The organism is Microcoleus sp. Aus8_D2 (assembly GCF_036702665.1).
In the GTDB taxonomy this organism is placed as follows: Bacteria; Cyanobacteriota; Cyanobacteriia; order Cyanobacteriales; family Microcoleaceae; genus Microcoleus.
Window position 1 is genome coordinate 1 of sequence record NZ_JAUBUN010000006.1, and the last position, 14,082, is coordinate 14,082.

Annotated in this window: 16 protein-coding genes; 13 read left to right on the plus strand and 3 right to left on the minus strand. The window is 47.6% G+C overall.

Going from position 1 to position 14,082, the window contains the following annotated elements:
• The 5 genes from QUB64_RS06425 to QUB64_RS06445 all read left to right on the plus strand — a co-directional run.
• Positions 1-630: hypothetical protein (locus tag QUB64_RS06425; RefSeq protein WP_333266937.1), on the plus strand; the 630-nt coding region annotated here is incomplete at its 5' end.
• A gap of 385 nt (positions 631-1,015) precedes the next feature.
• A complete protein-coding gene (locus tag QUB64_RS06430; protein ID WP_333266939.1) occupies positions 1,016-1,330 on the plus strand; it encodes a hypothetical protein in 315 nt (104 codons plus the stop codon).
• A gap of 33 nt (positions 1,331-1,363) precedes the next feature.
• A complete protein-coding gene (locus QUB64_RS06435) occupies positions 1,364-2,038 on the plus strand; it encodes a hypothetical protein (protein ID WP_333266941.1) in 675 nt (224 codons plus the stop codon).
• 3 nt (positions 2,039-2,041) lie between these two features.
• Positions 2,042-2,308 carry a hypothetical protein gene (locus QUB64_RS06440; protein WP_333266944.1) on the plus strand — a complete coding sequence of 89 codons (267 nt, stop codon included), beginning with the start codon at positions 2,042-2,044 and terminating at the stop codon, positions 2,306-2,308.
• Positions 2,290-2,652: a hypothetical protein gene (locus QUB64_RS06445; protein WP_333266946.1), complete on the plus strand. Its 363-nt coding sequence runs from the start codon at positions 2,290-2,292 to the stop codon at positions 2,650-2,652. Before QUB64_RS06440 ends, QUB64_RS06445 begins: the two co-directional genes overlap by 19 nt.
• A 37-nt stretch (positions 2,653-2,689) precedes the next feature.
• On the opposite strand, the gene QUB64_RS06450 is transcribed toward QUB64_RS06445, so the two are convergent.
• The gene (locus QUB64_RS06450; RefSeq protein ID WP_333266948.1) at positions 2,690-2,944 is read right to left on the minus strand and encodes a KGK domain-containing protein; all 255 of its coding nucleotides are present in this window, start codon (positions 2,942-2,944) and stop codon (positions 2,690-2,692) included.
• 38 nt (positions 2,945-2,982) lie between these two features.
• Here QUB64_RS06450 and QUB64_RS06455 point away from each other — a divergent pair, with 38 nt between their 5' ends.
• From QUB64_RS06455 to QUB64_RS06485, 7 genes are all read left to right on the plus strand, one after another.
• A complete protein-coding gene (locus tag QUB64_RS06455) occupies positions 2,983-3,204 on the plus strand; it encodes a hypothetical protein (protein WP_333266951.1) in 222 nt (73 codons plus the stop codon).
• A gap of 4 nt (positions 3,205-3,208) precedes the next feature.
• Positions 3,209-3,403, plus strand: coding sequence for a hypothetical protein (locus tag QUB64_RS06460; protein WP_333266953.1), 195 nt, complete (start codon positions 3,209-3,211; stop codon positions 3,401-3,403).
• Positions 3,400-3,849, plus strand: a complete 450-nt coding sequence (locus tag QUB64_RS06465) for a hypothetical protein (RefSeq protein WP_333266954.1) — start codon at positions 3,400-3,402, stop codon at positions 3,847-3,849. Before QUB64_RS06460 ends, QUB64_RS06465 begins: the two co-directional genes overlap by 4 nt.
• A 192-nt stretch (positions 3,850-4,041) precedes the next feature.
• A complete protein-coding gene (psbB, locus tag QUB64_RS06470) occupies positions 4,042-5,571 on the plus strand; it encodes a photosystem II chlorophyll-binding protein CP47 (RefSeq protein ID WP_333266956.1) in 1,530 nt (509 codons plus the stop codon).
• A 145-nt stretch (positions 5,572-5,716) separates the two neighbouring features.
• Positions 5,717-5,812, plus strand: coding sequence for a photosystem II reaction center protein T (locus tag QUB64_RS06475; RefSeq protein WP_083622085.1), 96 nt, complete (start codon positions 5,717-5,719; stop codon positions 5,810-5,812).
• Between the two features lie 436 nt (positions 5,813-6,248).
• On the plus strand, positions 6,249-6,815 hold the full coding sequence (nrdR, locus tag QUB64_RS06480; RefSeq protein WP_333266958.1) for a transcriptional regulator NrdR: 567 nt from the start codon (positions 6,249-6,251) through the stop codon (positions 6,813-6,815).
• A gap of 454 nt (positions 6,816-7,269) precedes the next feature.
• Positions 7,270-8,346 carry a 30S ribosomal protein S1 gene (locus QUB64_RS06485; RefSeq protein WP_333266960.1) on the plus strand — a complete coding sequence of 359 codons (1,077 nt, stop codon included), beginning with the start codon at positions 7,270-7,272 and terminating at the stop codon, positions 8,344-8,346.
• A 537-nt stretch (positions 8,347-8,883) separates the two neighbouring features.
• On the opposite strand, the gene QUB64_RS06490 is transcribed toward QUB64_RS06485, so the two are convergent.
• The gene (locus tag QUB64_RS06490) at positions 8,884-9,018 is read right to left on the minus strand and encodes a hypothetical protein (RefSeq protein WP_333325162.1); all 135 of its coding nucleotides are present in this window, start codon (positions 9,016-9,018) and stop codon (positions 8,884-8,886) included.
• Positions 9,019-9,381: 363 nt separating this feature from the next.
• On the opposite strand from QUB64_RS06490, the gene QUB64_RS06495 reads away from it, so the two are divergent.
• Positions 9,382-13,575, plus strand: coding sequence for a CheR family methyltransferase (locus tag QUB64_RS06495; protein ID WP_333266964.1), 4,194 nt, complete (start codon positions 9,382-9,384; stop codon positions 13,573-13,575).
• A 136-nt stretch (positions 13,576-13,711) separates the two neighbouring features.
• Here the strand turns inward: QUB64_RS06495 and QUB64_RS06500 are convergent.
• Positions 13,712-14,082 (minus strand): hypothetical protein (locus tag QUB64_RS06500; protein ID WP_333325165.1); only part of this gene is annotated, 371 nt, incomplete at its 5' end.

The following is a 14,082-nucleotide window of genomic DNA, read 5'->3' on the forward strand; positions in this document are numbered from 1 at the left end:
TCCGGGCCCGAAGCTGTGCTCAGGCCGGCAGTGGTTCAGGTTATGGCAACTCACCAAATGCTTGGCAATCGAGATGTCGGAGTTTTGATTAATGGCACTCCTGTGGACGATTACGTGCGGCCCAATTTTCAGGAGCGCTATTTGATTTTTGAGTTCAAAGAAAAGGAGCGGCCGCCTTGGGTAATGGGCGACGGCAAGCGAGCTCGCAAGCGTCAAGTAACGGTGCCAGATGTCAAGCGCGGCATTAACTGGGATAAATTGAAGCTAGCGGCCAAGCGGTACACCAGCGGGCAAAGGTTAGTGACGGCTCAGTTAAATAACGGCCGGCAAATGCAAGTTTATGCAAACACCGAAAATGAAGGCAAGGGCAAGATTGAGGAGTTGCTGGCGCTTTCGACTGCTGAAATAGTCCCGAATGGCATCCGCGATTCCGGCTACACAAACCCGACGACGCAGCGGAAGCAGCAGCCGTACATTGTTTATCCCAGCAAGGCGGTTCTCGTGTGGCGCAAGCGATCGCAGGACTTAGAAGGCAGGACTGATTTGTCCGATCGCGTTTGGGACGAAGAAAGGATCGAAATTGATCTTTGGGTTGATAGCGAACCCGAAAATTTGCCCCCCCTGGGGTAAGCTGGCAGCTCAGCTCCGGTTTAGCAAATACTGCCGTTCCTTGTCGAGCTGTGCTCGCACGTCCCCGACCGACATTCCGGTTTCTCTAGACAGGCGATCGAGGAGTTGCCCTTTGGGTCGGTAAATATATTGCTTGCCATACCTGCCTTTGTGGCGAGTTAGCGCCCTTCGGCTGCGAGTGCCAAGTCTTGGGTAAAGAATTAACAAAGTTGCTTAACAAAAATTTACAATTTAGCAGTTTGGGGTTGCGTGCAACCGCACAACCCTAGGGTTGTACATTAGCATATGTTGACTCAAACCTTTGCCTGTACTAGGTCATATGGTGTTGCGCGTTTGAGGCCTGAGGTTTTACATTGGGGAGTATCAACTCAAATCAAAAGACCTTATGTCAATCACAGTTGGAGCTATCACTCTACCCGCAGGAATTACCGTAGATTCTGTTGCGTACCCCCCTAGCTCACAAGCTGTTAAGCTTTTGAGCGACTTGCTCGACGCATTTAACACGGCTCAAGCAGCTTTTAATGCTACCGCCCCAGCCGGAACGGACGTGTTGGCGGTAAACACTGGTTTGGGTAACGAACAAGCTATTTTTTGGCCGCCGGGTCAAACAGCTACAAGCATACTCGTGCGCCCAAAAGTTTACACCTTAAACACTTTTCAACAATCCACAGTTACTCAAGTTTACCCGGCAATTGGATAAACGTTAATTAATAACTAGCAGGCAAAAAAACAAATGGCAAAAACAAATATTTACGGCGAGCGAAATCTTAGGGCGGTCAATCTTCAAGTAGGAGCAGTACAGGCGTTTTACGTTTTTAAAACTAACGTAGATGCTTCTGAAGTTTCAGAATTAGGGCAGGTGCCAGCTTCTACTTTAATTGGCGGAACATTTCCCGTTGTTGTGGGATTAGGTGGCAAGGCGGCGAGACCAAAGCCCGCAAGACTCAAGAAAAAAAAAGAAAACATCACGTCTTTGTGCTCTAGCAGTTCGATTCAAACAGCTTTAGCTACTAGGAAGTGGCAAATTGTAAAACGAGCTATTTCTCAAGGGCGAGTCGCGCAAAAATCAACAGCTTTTGGAACTGCTGTTCCCGGCGGAGAAGCGGCGAGCGGGAGCATTTTGGTAGCAGTTCAAACTGCGGGATTGAATTGGGGGTGGAGAATGCCGGCTCAACAATTTAATAAAATCGGAAGTAGCGAAGCTACCGCATTAGGAATTACTATTCCTAATACGGATTTAGAATTTCGCCAGTTACTTATTCAAGCAAACTTGCCGCGACCGGGCAGGGCTTTTAGACAAGTAAGCACAACGGAGACAACTTTAAGAATTGAAACCTTTGTGGCCGATGGAGTAACTTTGCCGGCTGATTGGACTTCCAGCGGTAGTGCTCGCAAGTTTGGAGATTGATTAGTGCTTTTATTACCGCATCATCTCGAATTTCAAGAAACGTTAGCTGAATTGCCGTTTTTTTACAAGCAAATTGCAAATCAATCTGCCGAAACGTTGCATTTGATTCAAGACGGTAGCGGTTTATTTGAGCTTGCTGACGACAAGCGATTAAAAGATTACCTTTTAAGTGGCGAACTCGACGAATATGTAGAGTTCGTTGATGCCTACGAAGAAGTAGAAACAAGTGACGCATGGAGTTTGGGTGACGAATGGCTTGGCTCACTCTAGGAACCTTGGACATGGCAAATTTAAATAGCTGGAACGCTACGGAGCTTTCAGCTATTGATCAAGATTTAATTCGCTTGACGTACATTGCTACTGGCCCTGTATCAAGCATTAAATCTAGGCTTTTAATTAGAAGAGTTTGGCAAGTGGAAGGAGAGTTGCCCGTTGAAGAAAAAGCTTTAATAGTTTATCCGTCTTCTAATAGAATTTTGCTCAATTTGCCTGTGTTGCCCGATTACCTCGAATCGGGCTTGGCTACTTACAAAATTCAACTTAAACGGTACTTTCGCTTTTACAGGGCAATAATTCAAGAATCGCGTTATTTTATCCGAGTTGAAGTAAGTTAATTGCAATAACTTATTCGATTTTATCGGGCGCAAATTCTCAGCTAATTTTGACGCGAATTTTGCCTGTCACCCATCCAGTTGCGCCAACTTGCAACAAATTGCATTGCACTCCTGTTTTTGTCCAAAAATCAAATCCCGATCCAAACACGTTACTTTTCAAAAAACTTGTCATAATTTCTAAAAAACCTTGAGTTGTGTGAGTTTTGTCAGTGCAAACGTAAAGCTTTGCCTCGGGTTCTAAAACACAAAAAACGTGGTTTTGCTCGTTCAGTGGCTCAAATTGCGGTTCCATAGTTTTTCAAAGCTAATAACACAATCTTAAAGTTTACAATGAATCTCACCTCAACGTTGCTCAAAATTGATCTAGCTGTATTAAGTTGCCTTCTTGGGTTGATGGGTTTGATTTGGAAACTTCTAAAAGATATGCAAAAAGAAGCCATCGTTGCAGCAGAGGAGCGAGCAAAGACGCAAGAGGTTATAAAATTTTACGGGAAAAGGCTCGATCATATCGAATCTTGGATTTCTGGAAATTCTGGATTTAAGGAACGCTAAAAATATGCCAAGAATAGCGGCGAGAGAACTGCTAGCAAATCCCAATGCAAATTTGACAGATTTAGTTGATGCAATAGCGAGGTTGTCCGAGGATAAGGGTTATTTGCAGGGGCGAATAGGTTTTGCCAAAACAATTGCTGAAACTGATTATTTAATTGGCGCGTTGCGCGATCGCGTTAGGGAAATTGAAAACAAATGACAGCACACAATTTAATTTTTACTATGCGGTTGCGAGCTGCTGTTGAGCTTTTATACGGCAACTTGCAACTAATTTACCCAGATGGAAACAAGATTGATTATTTAGCGACTTCCGGATGTGCGGGCTGGCAGCAACACGGCGATCAGTGGCAGCGGGGGAAAGGCCCAATTCCACAAGGGTTTGACTACAAAATACCAACTACGCCTTACTGGTCAGATACGCGAGGGATTGAGGGCAACTTTTTTCACATCACGCCCGATCCGGTGGTTTCTCCTACGGGCCAGGCTCGATCGGAGTTTGGCATCCACTTTGACGCAAACGCTCCCGGCAGCGCTGGGTGTATTGTTTTTAACAGGGAGTTTGGCTGGGGGAGATTTTGCGAGCGGATGCGGGCGATCGCCCGATCGGGCGTTGAGTATATTTCCCTAAAAGTAGGTTACAACTAAAACTCTTGCAAAAGGACTGGGGACTCGATACACTTCTTTAAATAACTTTCATTTTTATGCCTCCACCTGTGAAGGTAGAAAGGATTCGGCAAAAGGCAGAATTTAAAGCCCGCAGGTAACTGCACGGCATTGAGAATCTGATTTTTCCGTCAAAATAGACATCATCACTTACACCTTGGAGAACCGCAGTCAATGGGACTACCCTGGTATCGCGTACACACAGTCGTCTTAAATGACCCAGGTCGATTGATTTCTGTACACTTAATGCACACTGCCCTCGTGGCAGGTTGGGCCGGCTCAATGGCCCTTTACGAACTAGCAATCTTTGACCCCACAGATCCAGTTCTGAACCCGATGTGGCGTCAAGGGATGTTCGTGCTACCCTTTATGGCTCGCTTGGGAGTTACCGGTTCTTGGGGCGGTTGGAGCCTCACCGGCGAAACTAACGTCGATCCAGGCTTCTGGTCTTTTGAAGGCGTCGCCGTCGCTCACATCATCCTCTCTGGTTTGCTGTTCTTAGCAGCAGTCTGGCACTGGGTATTCTGGGATTTGGAACTCTTCAGAGATCCTCGCACCGGCGAACCAGCCCTCGACTTGCCAAAAATGTTTGGCATTCACTTGTTCCTCTCCGGCTTGCTCTGCTTTGGCTTCGGCGCATTTCACCTTTCTGGACTTTTTGGCCCGGGAATGTGGGTTTCTGACCCCTACGGCTTGACCGGTCACGTCCAACCAGTGGCGCCTGCTTGGGGCCCTGAAGGCTTCGATCCGTTCAATCCGGGCGGCATCGTCGCTCACCACATTGCAGCGGGTGTAGTCGGCGTAATTGCCGGTTTGTTCCACTTGACTGTGCGGCCGCCGGAACGTCTTTACAAAGCCCTGCGGATGGGTAACATCGAAACTGTACTTTCTAGCAGTATCGCTGCTGTGTTCTTTGCAGCTTTCGTGGTTGCGGGTACTATGTGGTACGGTTCTGCTGCTACTCCGATCGAGCTTTTTGGCCCGACTCGCTATCAGTGGGATGGCAACTATTTCCAACAAGAGATCGATCGCAGAGCTCAAGCTAGCTTAGCCGCGGGCCAAAGCTTCCAAGAAGCTTACGAAAAAATTCCCGAAAAACTGGCTTTCTTCGACTACGTGGGCAACTCTCCTGCTAAAGGTGGTTTGTTCCGTGCAGGCGCGATGGTCAACGGCGACGGTATCGCTAAAACTTGGCTGGGCCATCCAGTATTTACTGACAACGACGGACGGGTGTTGTCGGTGCGCCGCCTCCCGAACTTCTTTGAAACTTTCCCAGTAATTTTGACGGACAAAGATGGGGTCGTTCGCGCTGACATCCCCTTCCGCCGTGCTGAATCAAAATACAGCTTTGAACAAAGCGGAGTTACTGTCAGCTTCTACGGTGGCGAACTCAACGGTCAAACTTTTAAGAATCCTCTAGATGTTAAGAAGTTTGCTCGCGCTGCCCAAAAGGGTGAAGTATTTGAATTCGATCGCGAAACCTTGAAGTCTGACGGGGTTTTCCGCACTTCAACTCGCGGTTGGTTCACTTTCGGACACGTTTGCTTTGCTTTGCTATTCTTCTTCGGTCATATCTGGCACGGTTCTCGGACTATTTTCCGCGACGTGTTTGCTGGAGTTGAGGCTGACTTAGAAGAGCAAGTCGAGTGGGGCTTGTTCCAAAAACTGGGCGACAAGACCACAAGAAGAGAAGAATCTATCTAGTTTTCTGCCGCTTTCACAGAGCACCGGGAAACTTCCCCGGTGCACAAAAACCCGGTTTCTTCAAGAAACCGGGTTTTTTTAGTTAATAATCAAATCACTAATTAAGATAAAATAATACGGCAAGGGAAGATAGGGAAAATTTAACATGGAAAGCGTTGCTTACATTTTGATTCTGGCTTTAGCCTTAGGTGTACTATTTTTTGCGATCGCCTTTCGGGAACCACCCCGGATTGGCAAATAATTAGCTATACGCCGGCAGCCAAGGGGTGTCAACAATGGCCTAAAAACCTTTGTATCTCTTGTTTATAGCAGAGTCTCGATCCCCCTAAATCCCCCGATCGAAGGGGGACTTTGAGAGAAGACTGCTGTCCCCCCGTGATAGTCAGGGGACTTTGATAAGACTGCTGCCCCCCCTGATAGTCGGGGGACTTTGATAAGACTGCTGTCCCCTCCTGATAGTCAGGGGACTTTGAAGCTCTTGTCCCCCCCTTCTTAAGGGGGGTTAGGGGGGATCTAGCCTAGTCATCACACAGCAGTCTAAAAGTAGGTTTTAGCTTAAGTTGACACCTATGCTCACCGCTGTGTGCCTAGTCATTTTTCTAGTCCAGCCATTCATCAGCCCCCGCGCGGTGAGATGAATGGCAATTTGCTAGCAACGCCTGTTACAATCAGCAATCATGCGCTGTTCCTCCTGCCAACACACAAATAGTCGCGTTCTCGAATCGCGTTCAGCCGAATCAGGTCAAAGCATCCGTCGGCGGCGCGAGTGTTTGAGCTGTCAGCACCGCTTCACAACTTACGAACGCATAGAATTTGTGCCGATTACGGTGATCAAGCGGGACGGCAAGCGCGAATCTTTCGATCGGTCAAAATTAGTCAGAGGACTGGTTCGGGCCTGCGAAAAAACAGGTTTGTCTTCCGGAGAACTCGAAACCCTCGCAGAAGAAATCGAAGCCCAACTTCAAGGTCGATCGCTCCGAGAAATCGCCAGCTCAGAAATTGGGGAACTGGTGTTATCGCACCTGCGGCCGCTCAGCGAAGTCGCTTATGTCCGTTTTGCCTCGGTATATCGCCAATTTCGAGGCATCCGAGATTTTGTAGATACCTTAAATCACCTTCAAAATCCCCTCAATGAAGCCGAAGAGGCCCAAGAGCGAGAAACTCCTTCAGATTTAGAGCCAGAGGCGCGGGATGTCGGCGCAGTCGATCGAGAAAGCCCCGCATCCTGCGCAACTCCCAGCTAAGCTCGCTCAAATTAATTTAAAAGCAGTATGCGGGTAAGTAGATCGGAAAAATTGGGTCTAAAACCCCGTCCTTTTAGGACGGCTTTCTGCTGCTATACTATTTAAGAAGTCGGGATAGGGCATGGCCACGACTATAAATGGACGTGGAGGGAGAGTAAGACTACGACTGTAGCATCACCCTGTGAAACGTCAAGAATCACCGCACTTTTAGGGCGGTGAGTATGTCAAAATAGTCTACTTGACTCGGAATGTTAAAATTAAACGTTTTAACGCAGAGTTTAGGGTAACAGTAATGGCAAGCGCTGGGGTGTACCCAGCAAAAGAGCAAAAGTTAGCACAAACTGACTTTCGTAAAATATTTTGAAAAAAGTTAACCGCTTTTTCACCAAAATCTCTAATATCTGCCGGCACAAACGAAAAACATGAAGGAGAGAAATCCTAGGAAACTATTCGCATGGTCAATCTCAAAACCACAGTCAAAGACATCGGCTTTACTCACGAGGATTTTGCAGCCCTACTAGATAAATATGACTATCACTTTAGCCCGGGCGATGTAGTCGCGGGTACAGTTTTTAGTATAGAACCGAGGGGCGCTCTGATTGATATCGGTGCTAAAACAGCAGCGTACATTCCCATTCAGGAAATGTCGATCAATCGAGTCGAAAACCCTGAAGAGGTATTGCAATCAAACGAAACCAGAGAATTTTTCATCCTCACCGATGAAAACGAAGACGGACAATTAACCCTGTCCATCCGGCGCATCGAGTATATGCGGGCTTGGGAAAGAGTGCGACAACTGCAAGCGGAAGATGCTACGGTGCGATCGCAAGTATTTGCCACCAACCGAGGCGGCGCACTCGTGAGAATTGAAGGGTTGCGAGGCTTTATTCCCGGTTCTCACATCAGTACCCGCAAACCGAAGGAAGAATTGGTCGCCGAAGAATTGCCATTAAAATTCTTAGAGGTAGACGAAGACCGCAACCGCCTAGTGTTGAGCCACCGTCGCGCTTTGGTCGAAAAGAAGATGAACCGTCTCGAAGTCGGGGAAGTGGTCACCGGTACAGTGCGCGGTATCAAGCCTTACGGTGCATTTATCGACATCGGCGGCGTCAGCGGCTTGCTGCACATCTCAGAAATTTCGCACGATCACATCGATACGCCTCATAGCGTCTTCAATGTCAACGACGAAGTGAAAGTGATGATCATTGACTTGGATGCCGACAGAGGCCGGATTTCTCTCTCCACCAAGCAGTTGGAACCGGAACCGGGCGCGATGGTCAAAAATCGCGAATTGGTTTATGAAAAAGCTGAAGAAATGGCAGCTAAGTTCCGGGAGAAAATGCTGGCTCAAAAGCAAGCTAAAGCAGGCATAGACATTCCTGTAGAATCAACTGATGTTGAGGACATATCCGATGAAATACTCGAAGATGTGCCCTCAGCAATGGAAGAAGATGAACCCGAAGTAGCAGTCGAAGCCGCACCGGAAGCAGTATTAGTAGAGGAAGAAATCCCTCCTGCAACGGTCGAATAACATTGCAGTCACTGCGCTCGAAAGAGGGGATTGTCCCTCTTTTTTTTGTTTTTAATTAAGGTTTGTAGTGCGTCCTGGTGTCCGCCAAATCCTGCGGACACCAGGACGCACTACAAACATTTTTTGTTATGGTAATCTACCGACACGATATAATACCAATTCCCAAAACCGAGCATCTGTAGGGAAACAACAGTGCCGTTTTTGGGCGGGGATTGCGGACACGAAAATGCCATTTTTTTGGCAGAAATTATGGACACTGGATTGCCGTTTCTTGCGCCGGGATTGTGGGCGCGGCATTGCCATTTGTTTGTGAGGGCTTACTCATCTTTAGCTATCAACCCGGTTGCTACGAGTTTTGCATTGAGTCAGGAGAAATCTCCCAATAAACTGGGTTGGTGAGGCTACATAAATTAAAAAATGAGTTGAATATTTACAAAAAATTAGAATCTGCACAAAGTTTTTTTGCTGCATGATTTTGTAGGATATAAGATTGTTGTATCCTCATCTTGTAGTGCCGGAGACCGCGGTGCCGTGTCCCTACAAATATTGCTGATTTTGTAGGGATATAACACATTGTTGATTGGTATCAACCACTAGCCGATCGCCCCACGCAACCAAATGTAAAGCCGATCGCCATTTTTGCGATCGCTCCAACACATCCCCAAGAATCACATAAAATTTAGCATTTACGTAACAACCGCATTTTCCTAGCAAAAAATCATTATTTCCGCCGCCTGTGAGTTAAAAAACCCGGTTGCTTGAGTGTTTCTGTCTAAATCCTTTAATCAGTCTGATACTATATGTAATCCTTAGGGGGGTTGCGTCATGTTGGCAACTCAAGTTGGTATTAGAATAGTCCGCATTACATCTTCCCAAACTGAGAAGATATAGCCTTTCTCAGAAAGATGAGGTACTTGACGGCCAAACCGGCCAAACCGGCCAAACCGGCCAAACCGGCCAAACCGGGCTATCCTCACCACGCTTGAGAACCGCTATAGGTTAGCTGCTGGTAACTGTGGTATGGAAATCAAGCATATGAACTTATCTGAGGAAAATACACCGGAATCGATCGACCTCAATGCGGAACCCAAAACAGACGCCCCATTTCCCATCGTCGGGATTGCAGCATCTGCGGGAGGATTAGAAGCATTTATCCAGTTGCTGAGGCACTTACCCCCAGATACTGGCATGGCATTTGTCCTGATCCAGCACTTAGCGCCCGATCGCCAAAGCCTGCTGGGCGAGATTCTCGCCAGAAGCACGCCGATGCCCGTGCGGGAGGTCGCAGAGGGGATGATTGCAGAACCAAATCACGTCTACATCATTCCGCCGAATACCAAGCTGCTGCTGCTGGAAGGAACCCTGAAACTGATGGCCCGGGAGAAGGTTTTTGGCAAATATATGCCGGGGGATGCGTTTTTTGAGTCCTTAGCAGTCGATCGGGGAAACAAAGCCATCGCCGTAGTTTTATCGGGGGCCGATGGAGACGGCGCCTTGGGACTGATGGCAATTAAAGCAGCCGGAGGCGTGACTTTTGCTCAATGCGAAGAAACCGCAAAATTCGACGGTATGCCCAGTACAGCCGTCGCTACAGGCAGTGTAGACTTCGTTTTGTCGCCTGAAGCCATTGCGCGGGAACTGGCAAATCTCAGCCGCCATGCTCTTCTCGCCGGGCCTGTTCCCCTGGTTACTGCTGAGGAATTGCCAGAACCCGGATCTGCCTTGGCGACAATTTTTGCGCTGCTCAAATCCACTACAGGTGTTGACTTCACCAACTACAAAGCAGCCACCTTGAACCGGCGAATCCAGCGGCGGATGTTGCTGTACAAGCTGGAGAGATTGGAAGATTACGCCCAATATTTGCAGGAACATCCGGCGGAAGTCAAAGCTTTATATGAAGAAATTTTGATCCACGTCACGAGTTTTTTCCGCGACTTAGAAGTTTTTCAACACTTAAAAGAGCAAGTTTTCCCGACGATTACCCCAAATAAATCGGCAGAAGCTCCGGTACGGATTTGGGTGGCGGGATGTTCGACTGGTGAAGAAGTTTATTCGATCGCCATTTGCCTGTTAGAGTTTTTGAGCGATCGCAATATTTCCCTGCCGATCCAGATTTTTGCTACCGATATCAGCGAAAGGGCGATCGGCAAAGCGAGGTCAGGTTTCTACTTAGAAAACCAGATGTTAGGCGTTTCACCGGAGCGGCGCCACCGCTTCTTTGTCCCGGCTGAAGGAGGCGGATATCGCATCAGCAAAGCAGTCCGCGAACTGTGCGTGTTCGCCCGACAAAACTTAGGAATCGACCCGCCTTTTTCTAATCTCGATCTAATTAGTTGCCGCAATGTGCTGATTTATTTGGCAGAACCTTTACAAAAACGAGTTTTATCGATTTTTCATTACAGTCTCAACCCAACAGGCTTCTTGATGCTCGGCACTTCCGAAAGTACGGGAAAATCCTCGGACTTATTTAGTTTAGCCGACGGGTCGTCGAAAATTTATGCCAAAAAGTTAACCGCAACTCGTCCCCGACTGTCCTTTGCGACAAGTTTCTCTCCCGTAACCCAACTAGAAAATCCCCAGCGAATGAATTCTAATTTTACCAATAACTTTGACTTGCAGCGCGAAACAGACCAATTGATTTTAAATCGCTGTGCTGCTGTCGGTGCGGTAGTCAACGAGCACATGGAGATTTTGCAACTGCGGGGAGATACCAATCGCTACTTGCGACTCACACCGGGAACACCGAGTTTAAATTTGTTCGCCATGGCTGTTGCAGGATTGTCTGTGGAACTTCGCACGGCTATTTATCAAGCGCAAACTCAGAACGTGACTGTGAGAAAAGAACGGGTGAGGGTGCAAGAGGGCGATGGCTCGAATCTTGTCAATTTTGAGGTGATTCCGTTCCAGCCTGCGATCGCCGAAGCGCGCTATTTCTTGGTGCTGTTTGAAGAAGCTTCTGCCGGTGCGATCGACGAGCTGGAAACCGTAAATTTTGACAGCTCAGAACCCAACGATTTAGAGCGAGAAATTGTGCGGCTCAGGCAGGAACTTGTCACCGCCAACCAAGAGAAAACAGTAGCTCAAGCCCACCTGCAAACGGTGATCGAGGAGCAAGAAAATCTCAACCAAGACCTGAGAGTGGCTAACGAAGAAATTATTTCCAGCAACGAGGAACTGCAAAGCATTAACGAAGAATTAGAAACGGCAAAAGAAGAAATTCAAGCTACGAACGAAGAACTAATTACCACTGTCGAGGAACTTCGCACTCGCAATCTCGATTTGCAGCAGGTTAATAACGACGTGACTAATTTGCTAGCGAGCATCAATATTCCAATTTTAATGCTGGCAAACGATTTGCGGATTCGCAGCTTTACGCCCATGGCGCAGCGGCTGTTCAATCTAATTTCTACGGATGTGGGGCGCCCGTTTAGCGACATCCGAGCCAATCTGGAGCTTCCCGAGTTGGAACCGATGATTTTGGAGGTGATGGAAACTCTCAATACGAAAGAACAAGAAGTGCAAACTCTATCGGGATATTGGTACGCCCTCCGGATTCGTCCTTACCGGACGAGCGAAAACCAGATTGAGGGTGTGGTGATGGTTTTGATTGATATTGATGCTCTCAAACGCAGCGCTGTTACCTTAGAAAAAGCTCGCAACTATGCGGAAATAATTGTGGAAAGCGTGCCGACACCTTTAATCGTGCTGGATGCTAATTTTAAAGTGAACACCGCCAATCGATCGTTCCACGAAACGTTTCAAGTGTCAGTCTCAGAAACCGCGCAAGCTTCTTTGTTTGAACTGGCTAACGGGCTGTGGAATATCTCGCTGTTGCGAGCTCTGTTGCAAGATGTTCTGGTTAATACTGGAGAAATCAAAAATTTTGAGGTGGAGCAGATTTTTAAGTCGCAGGGGCCGAAAACGGTGCTGCTAAACGCTTGTAAAGTTGAACCAGAAGACAGTGTTTCTATGATTCTGCTGTCGATCGAGGATATCACCGATCGCAAGCAGTTTGAGACAGAGCGATCGCAGTTATTGCAGCAGGAAAAGTCAGCCCGCCAACAGGCAGAAATTGCTAACCGTGCTAAGGATGAATTTCTGGCGAATCTCTCCCACGAACTCCGCAATCCCCTGACTCCGATTCTGGCGTGGGCGCAAATGCTGCGCTCCAAGAACATGACGACAGCAGCAGCGGATCGCGCCCTAGAGGTGATCGAGCGCAGCGCCAGGGCGCAAGCTCAGTTAATCGAAGATCTGCTCGATATTTCCCGGATTACAAACGGCAAGCTGCAACTTAATACCTGTGCGATCGATCTGCGGTTAGTGGTGCAAGCTGCGATCGATGGGGTGCAATTTTCAGCGGAAGCAAAAAACATTGAAATTGTTTCGTATTTGAGTTCTGCAACTGTTTTAGGCGATATCGATCGCTTGCAGCAAGTTTTGTGGAATATCTTATCTAATGCGATTAAGTTTACTCCATCGGGGGGACGAGTGGAAATTGTGTTGCAGGCGATCGAGCCTCACGCTGAACTTCGAGTCACCGACACCGGAAAAGGGATTGCGCCGGAGTTGTTACCGTATATTTTCGATCGCTTCCGCCAAGGAGATTCTAGCACCACTAAGATTAATCAAGGGTTGGGATTGGGTTTGTCGATCGTCTACCATCTTGTCGAATTGCACGGAGGAACAGTGCAGGCCGAAAGTGCGGGGCACGAACAAGGAACTACAATAACTGTAAGATTGCCGCTGCGAGCTTCGCCTGAAGATTTGACACCGCCAAACGATTTAGAGGCTGCTGTATTTTCAGAGCCTTGGAACGCCTCAAGCGAGCGCGTCCCTTCTTTGGAAAATTTGCAGGTTTTAGTTGTCGATGATGAGGCTGATACCCGCGAGCTCTTAAAATTTGTGCTGGAAAGCTACGGCGCCGAGGTGGTGACGGCGGAATCTGCAAGAATGGCGATGGCTGAGTTGACGGAAAACCCCAACAGATATGACGTGCTGATTTCGGATTTGGGAATGCCTGAAGAAAACGGATATTCCTTAATTCGGCAAGTGCGAACCCTTGCGGCGACAGCCGGAGGACATATCCCCGCCGCAGCCCTGACTGCGTATGCGAGCGAGCAAGAACGCGATCGGGCGATCGCAGCGGGTTTTCAAACACATATTGCTAAGCCTGTAAAGCCCGTTCAACTAGCATTAATTGTTGCCAATTTAGTAGGAAGATTTTAAATAATTTTGGATATCTACCATTGAAACTATTACACCATTTTTTTATATTTGTAGGGTGCGTCGCTACCGAAAATCTGTAAATAAATAGTGACAATCTGACAGCGGCGCACATGAGTGCCAGCTAGAAAAAACCCTGCTACGAAGTATTTGTAGGGTGCGTCGCTACCGAAAATCTGTAAATAAATAGCGACAATCTGAAAGCGACGCACCTTCTTGTGCCAGTTAGAAAAAACCCTGCTACGAAGTATTTGTAGGGTGCGTCGCTACCGAAAATCTGTAAATAAATAGTGACAATCTGAAAGCGGCGCACATGAGTGCCAGTTAGAAAAAACCATGCTACGAAGTATTTGTAGGGTGCGTCGCTACCGAAAATCTGTAAATAAATAGCGACAATCTGAAAGCGACGCACATGAGACATCGAGCCAAACAAAGAATCCGAATATTTTTTGGTTTGTTTGCACTCGGCTCGCTGCAATGGTGCGTCGCTATCAGATTGTCGATTTTTTT

What these genes read in the sequence shown, in the direction of transcription:
- QUB64_RS06430 (WP_333266939.1), top strand. Translation starts at nt 1,016, where the DNA reads ATGTCAATCACAGTTGGAGCTATCACTCTACCCGCAGGAATTACCGTA.
- QUB64_RS06435 (WP_333266941.1), top strand. Translation starts at nt 1,364, where the DNA reads ATGGCAAAAACAAATATTTACGGCGAGCGAAATCTTAGGGCGGTCAAT.
- QUB64_RS06445 (WP_333266946.1), top strand. Translation starts at nt 2,290, where the DNA reads ATGGCTTGGCTCACTCTAGGAACCTTGGACATGGCAAATTTAAATAGC.
- QUB64_RS06450 (WP_333266948.1), bottom strand. Translation starts at nt 2,944, where the DNA reads ATGGAACCGCAATTTGAGCCACTGAACGAGCAAAACCACGTTTTTTGT.
- QUB64_RS06455 (WP_333266951.1), top strand. Translation starts at nt 2,983, where the DNA reads ATGAATCTCACCTCAACGTTGCTCAAAATTGATCTAGCTGTATTAAGT.
- QUB64_RS06460 (WP_333266953.1), top strand. Translation starts at nt 3,209, where the DNA reads ATGCCAAGAATAGCGGCGAGAGAACTGCTAGCAAATCCCAATGCAAAT.
- QUB64_RS06465 (WP_333266954.1), top strand. Translation starts at nt 3,400, where the DNA reads ATGACAGCACACAATTTAATTTTTACTATGCGGTTGCGAGCTGCTGTT.
- psbB (WP_333266956.1), top strand. Translation starts at nt 4,042, where the DNA reads ATGGGACTACCCTGGTATCGCGTACACACAGTCGTCTTAAATGACCCA.
- QUB64_RS06475 (WP_083622085.1), top strand. Translation starts at nt 5,717, where the DNA reads ATGGAAAGCGTTGCTTACATTTTGATTCTGGCTTTAGCCTTAGGTGTA.
- nrdR (WP_333266958.1), top strand. Translation starts at nt 6,249, where the DNA reads ATGCGCTGTTCCTCCTGCCAACACACAAATAGTCGCGTTCTCGAATCG.
- QUB64_RS06485 (WP_333266960.1), top strand. Translation starts at nt 7,270, where the DNA reads ATGGTCAATCTCAAAACCACAGTCAAAGACATCGGCTTTACTCACGAG.
- QUB64_RS06495 (WP_333266964.1), top strand. Translation starts at nt 9,382, where the DNA reads ATGAACTTATCTGAGGAAAATACACCGGAATCGATCGACCTCAATGCG.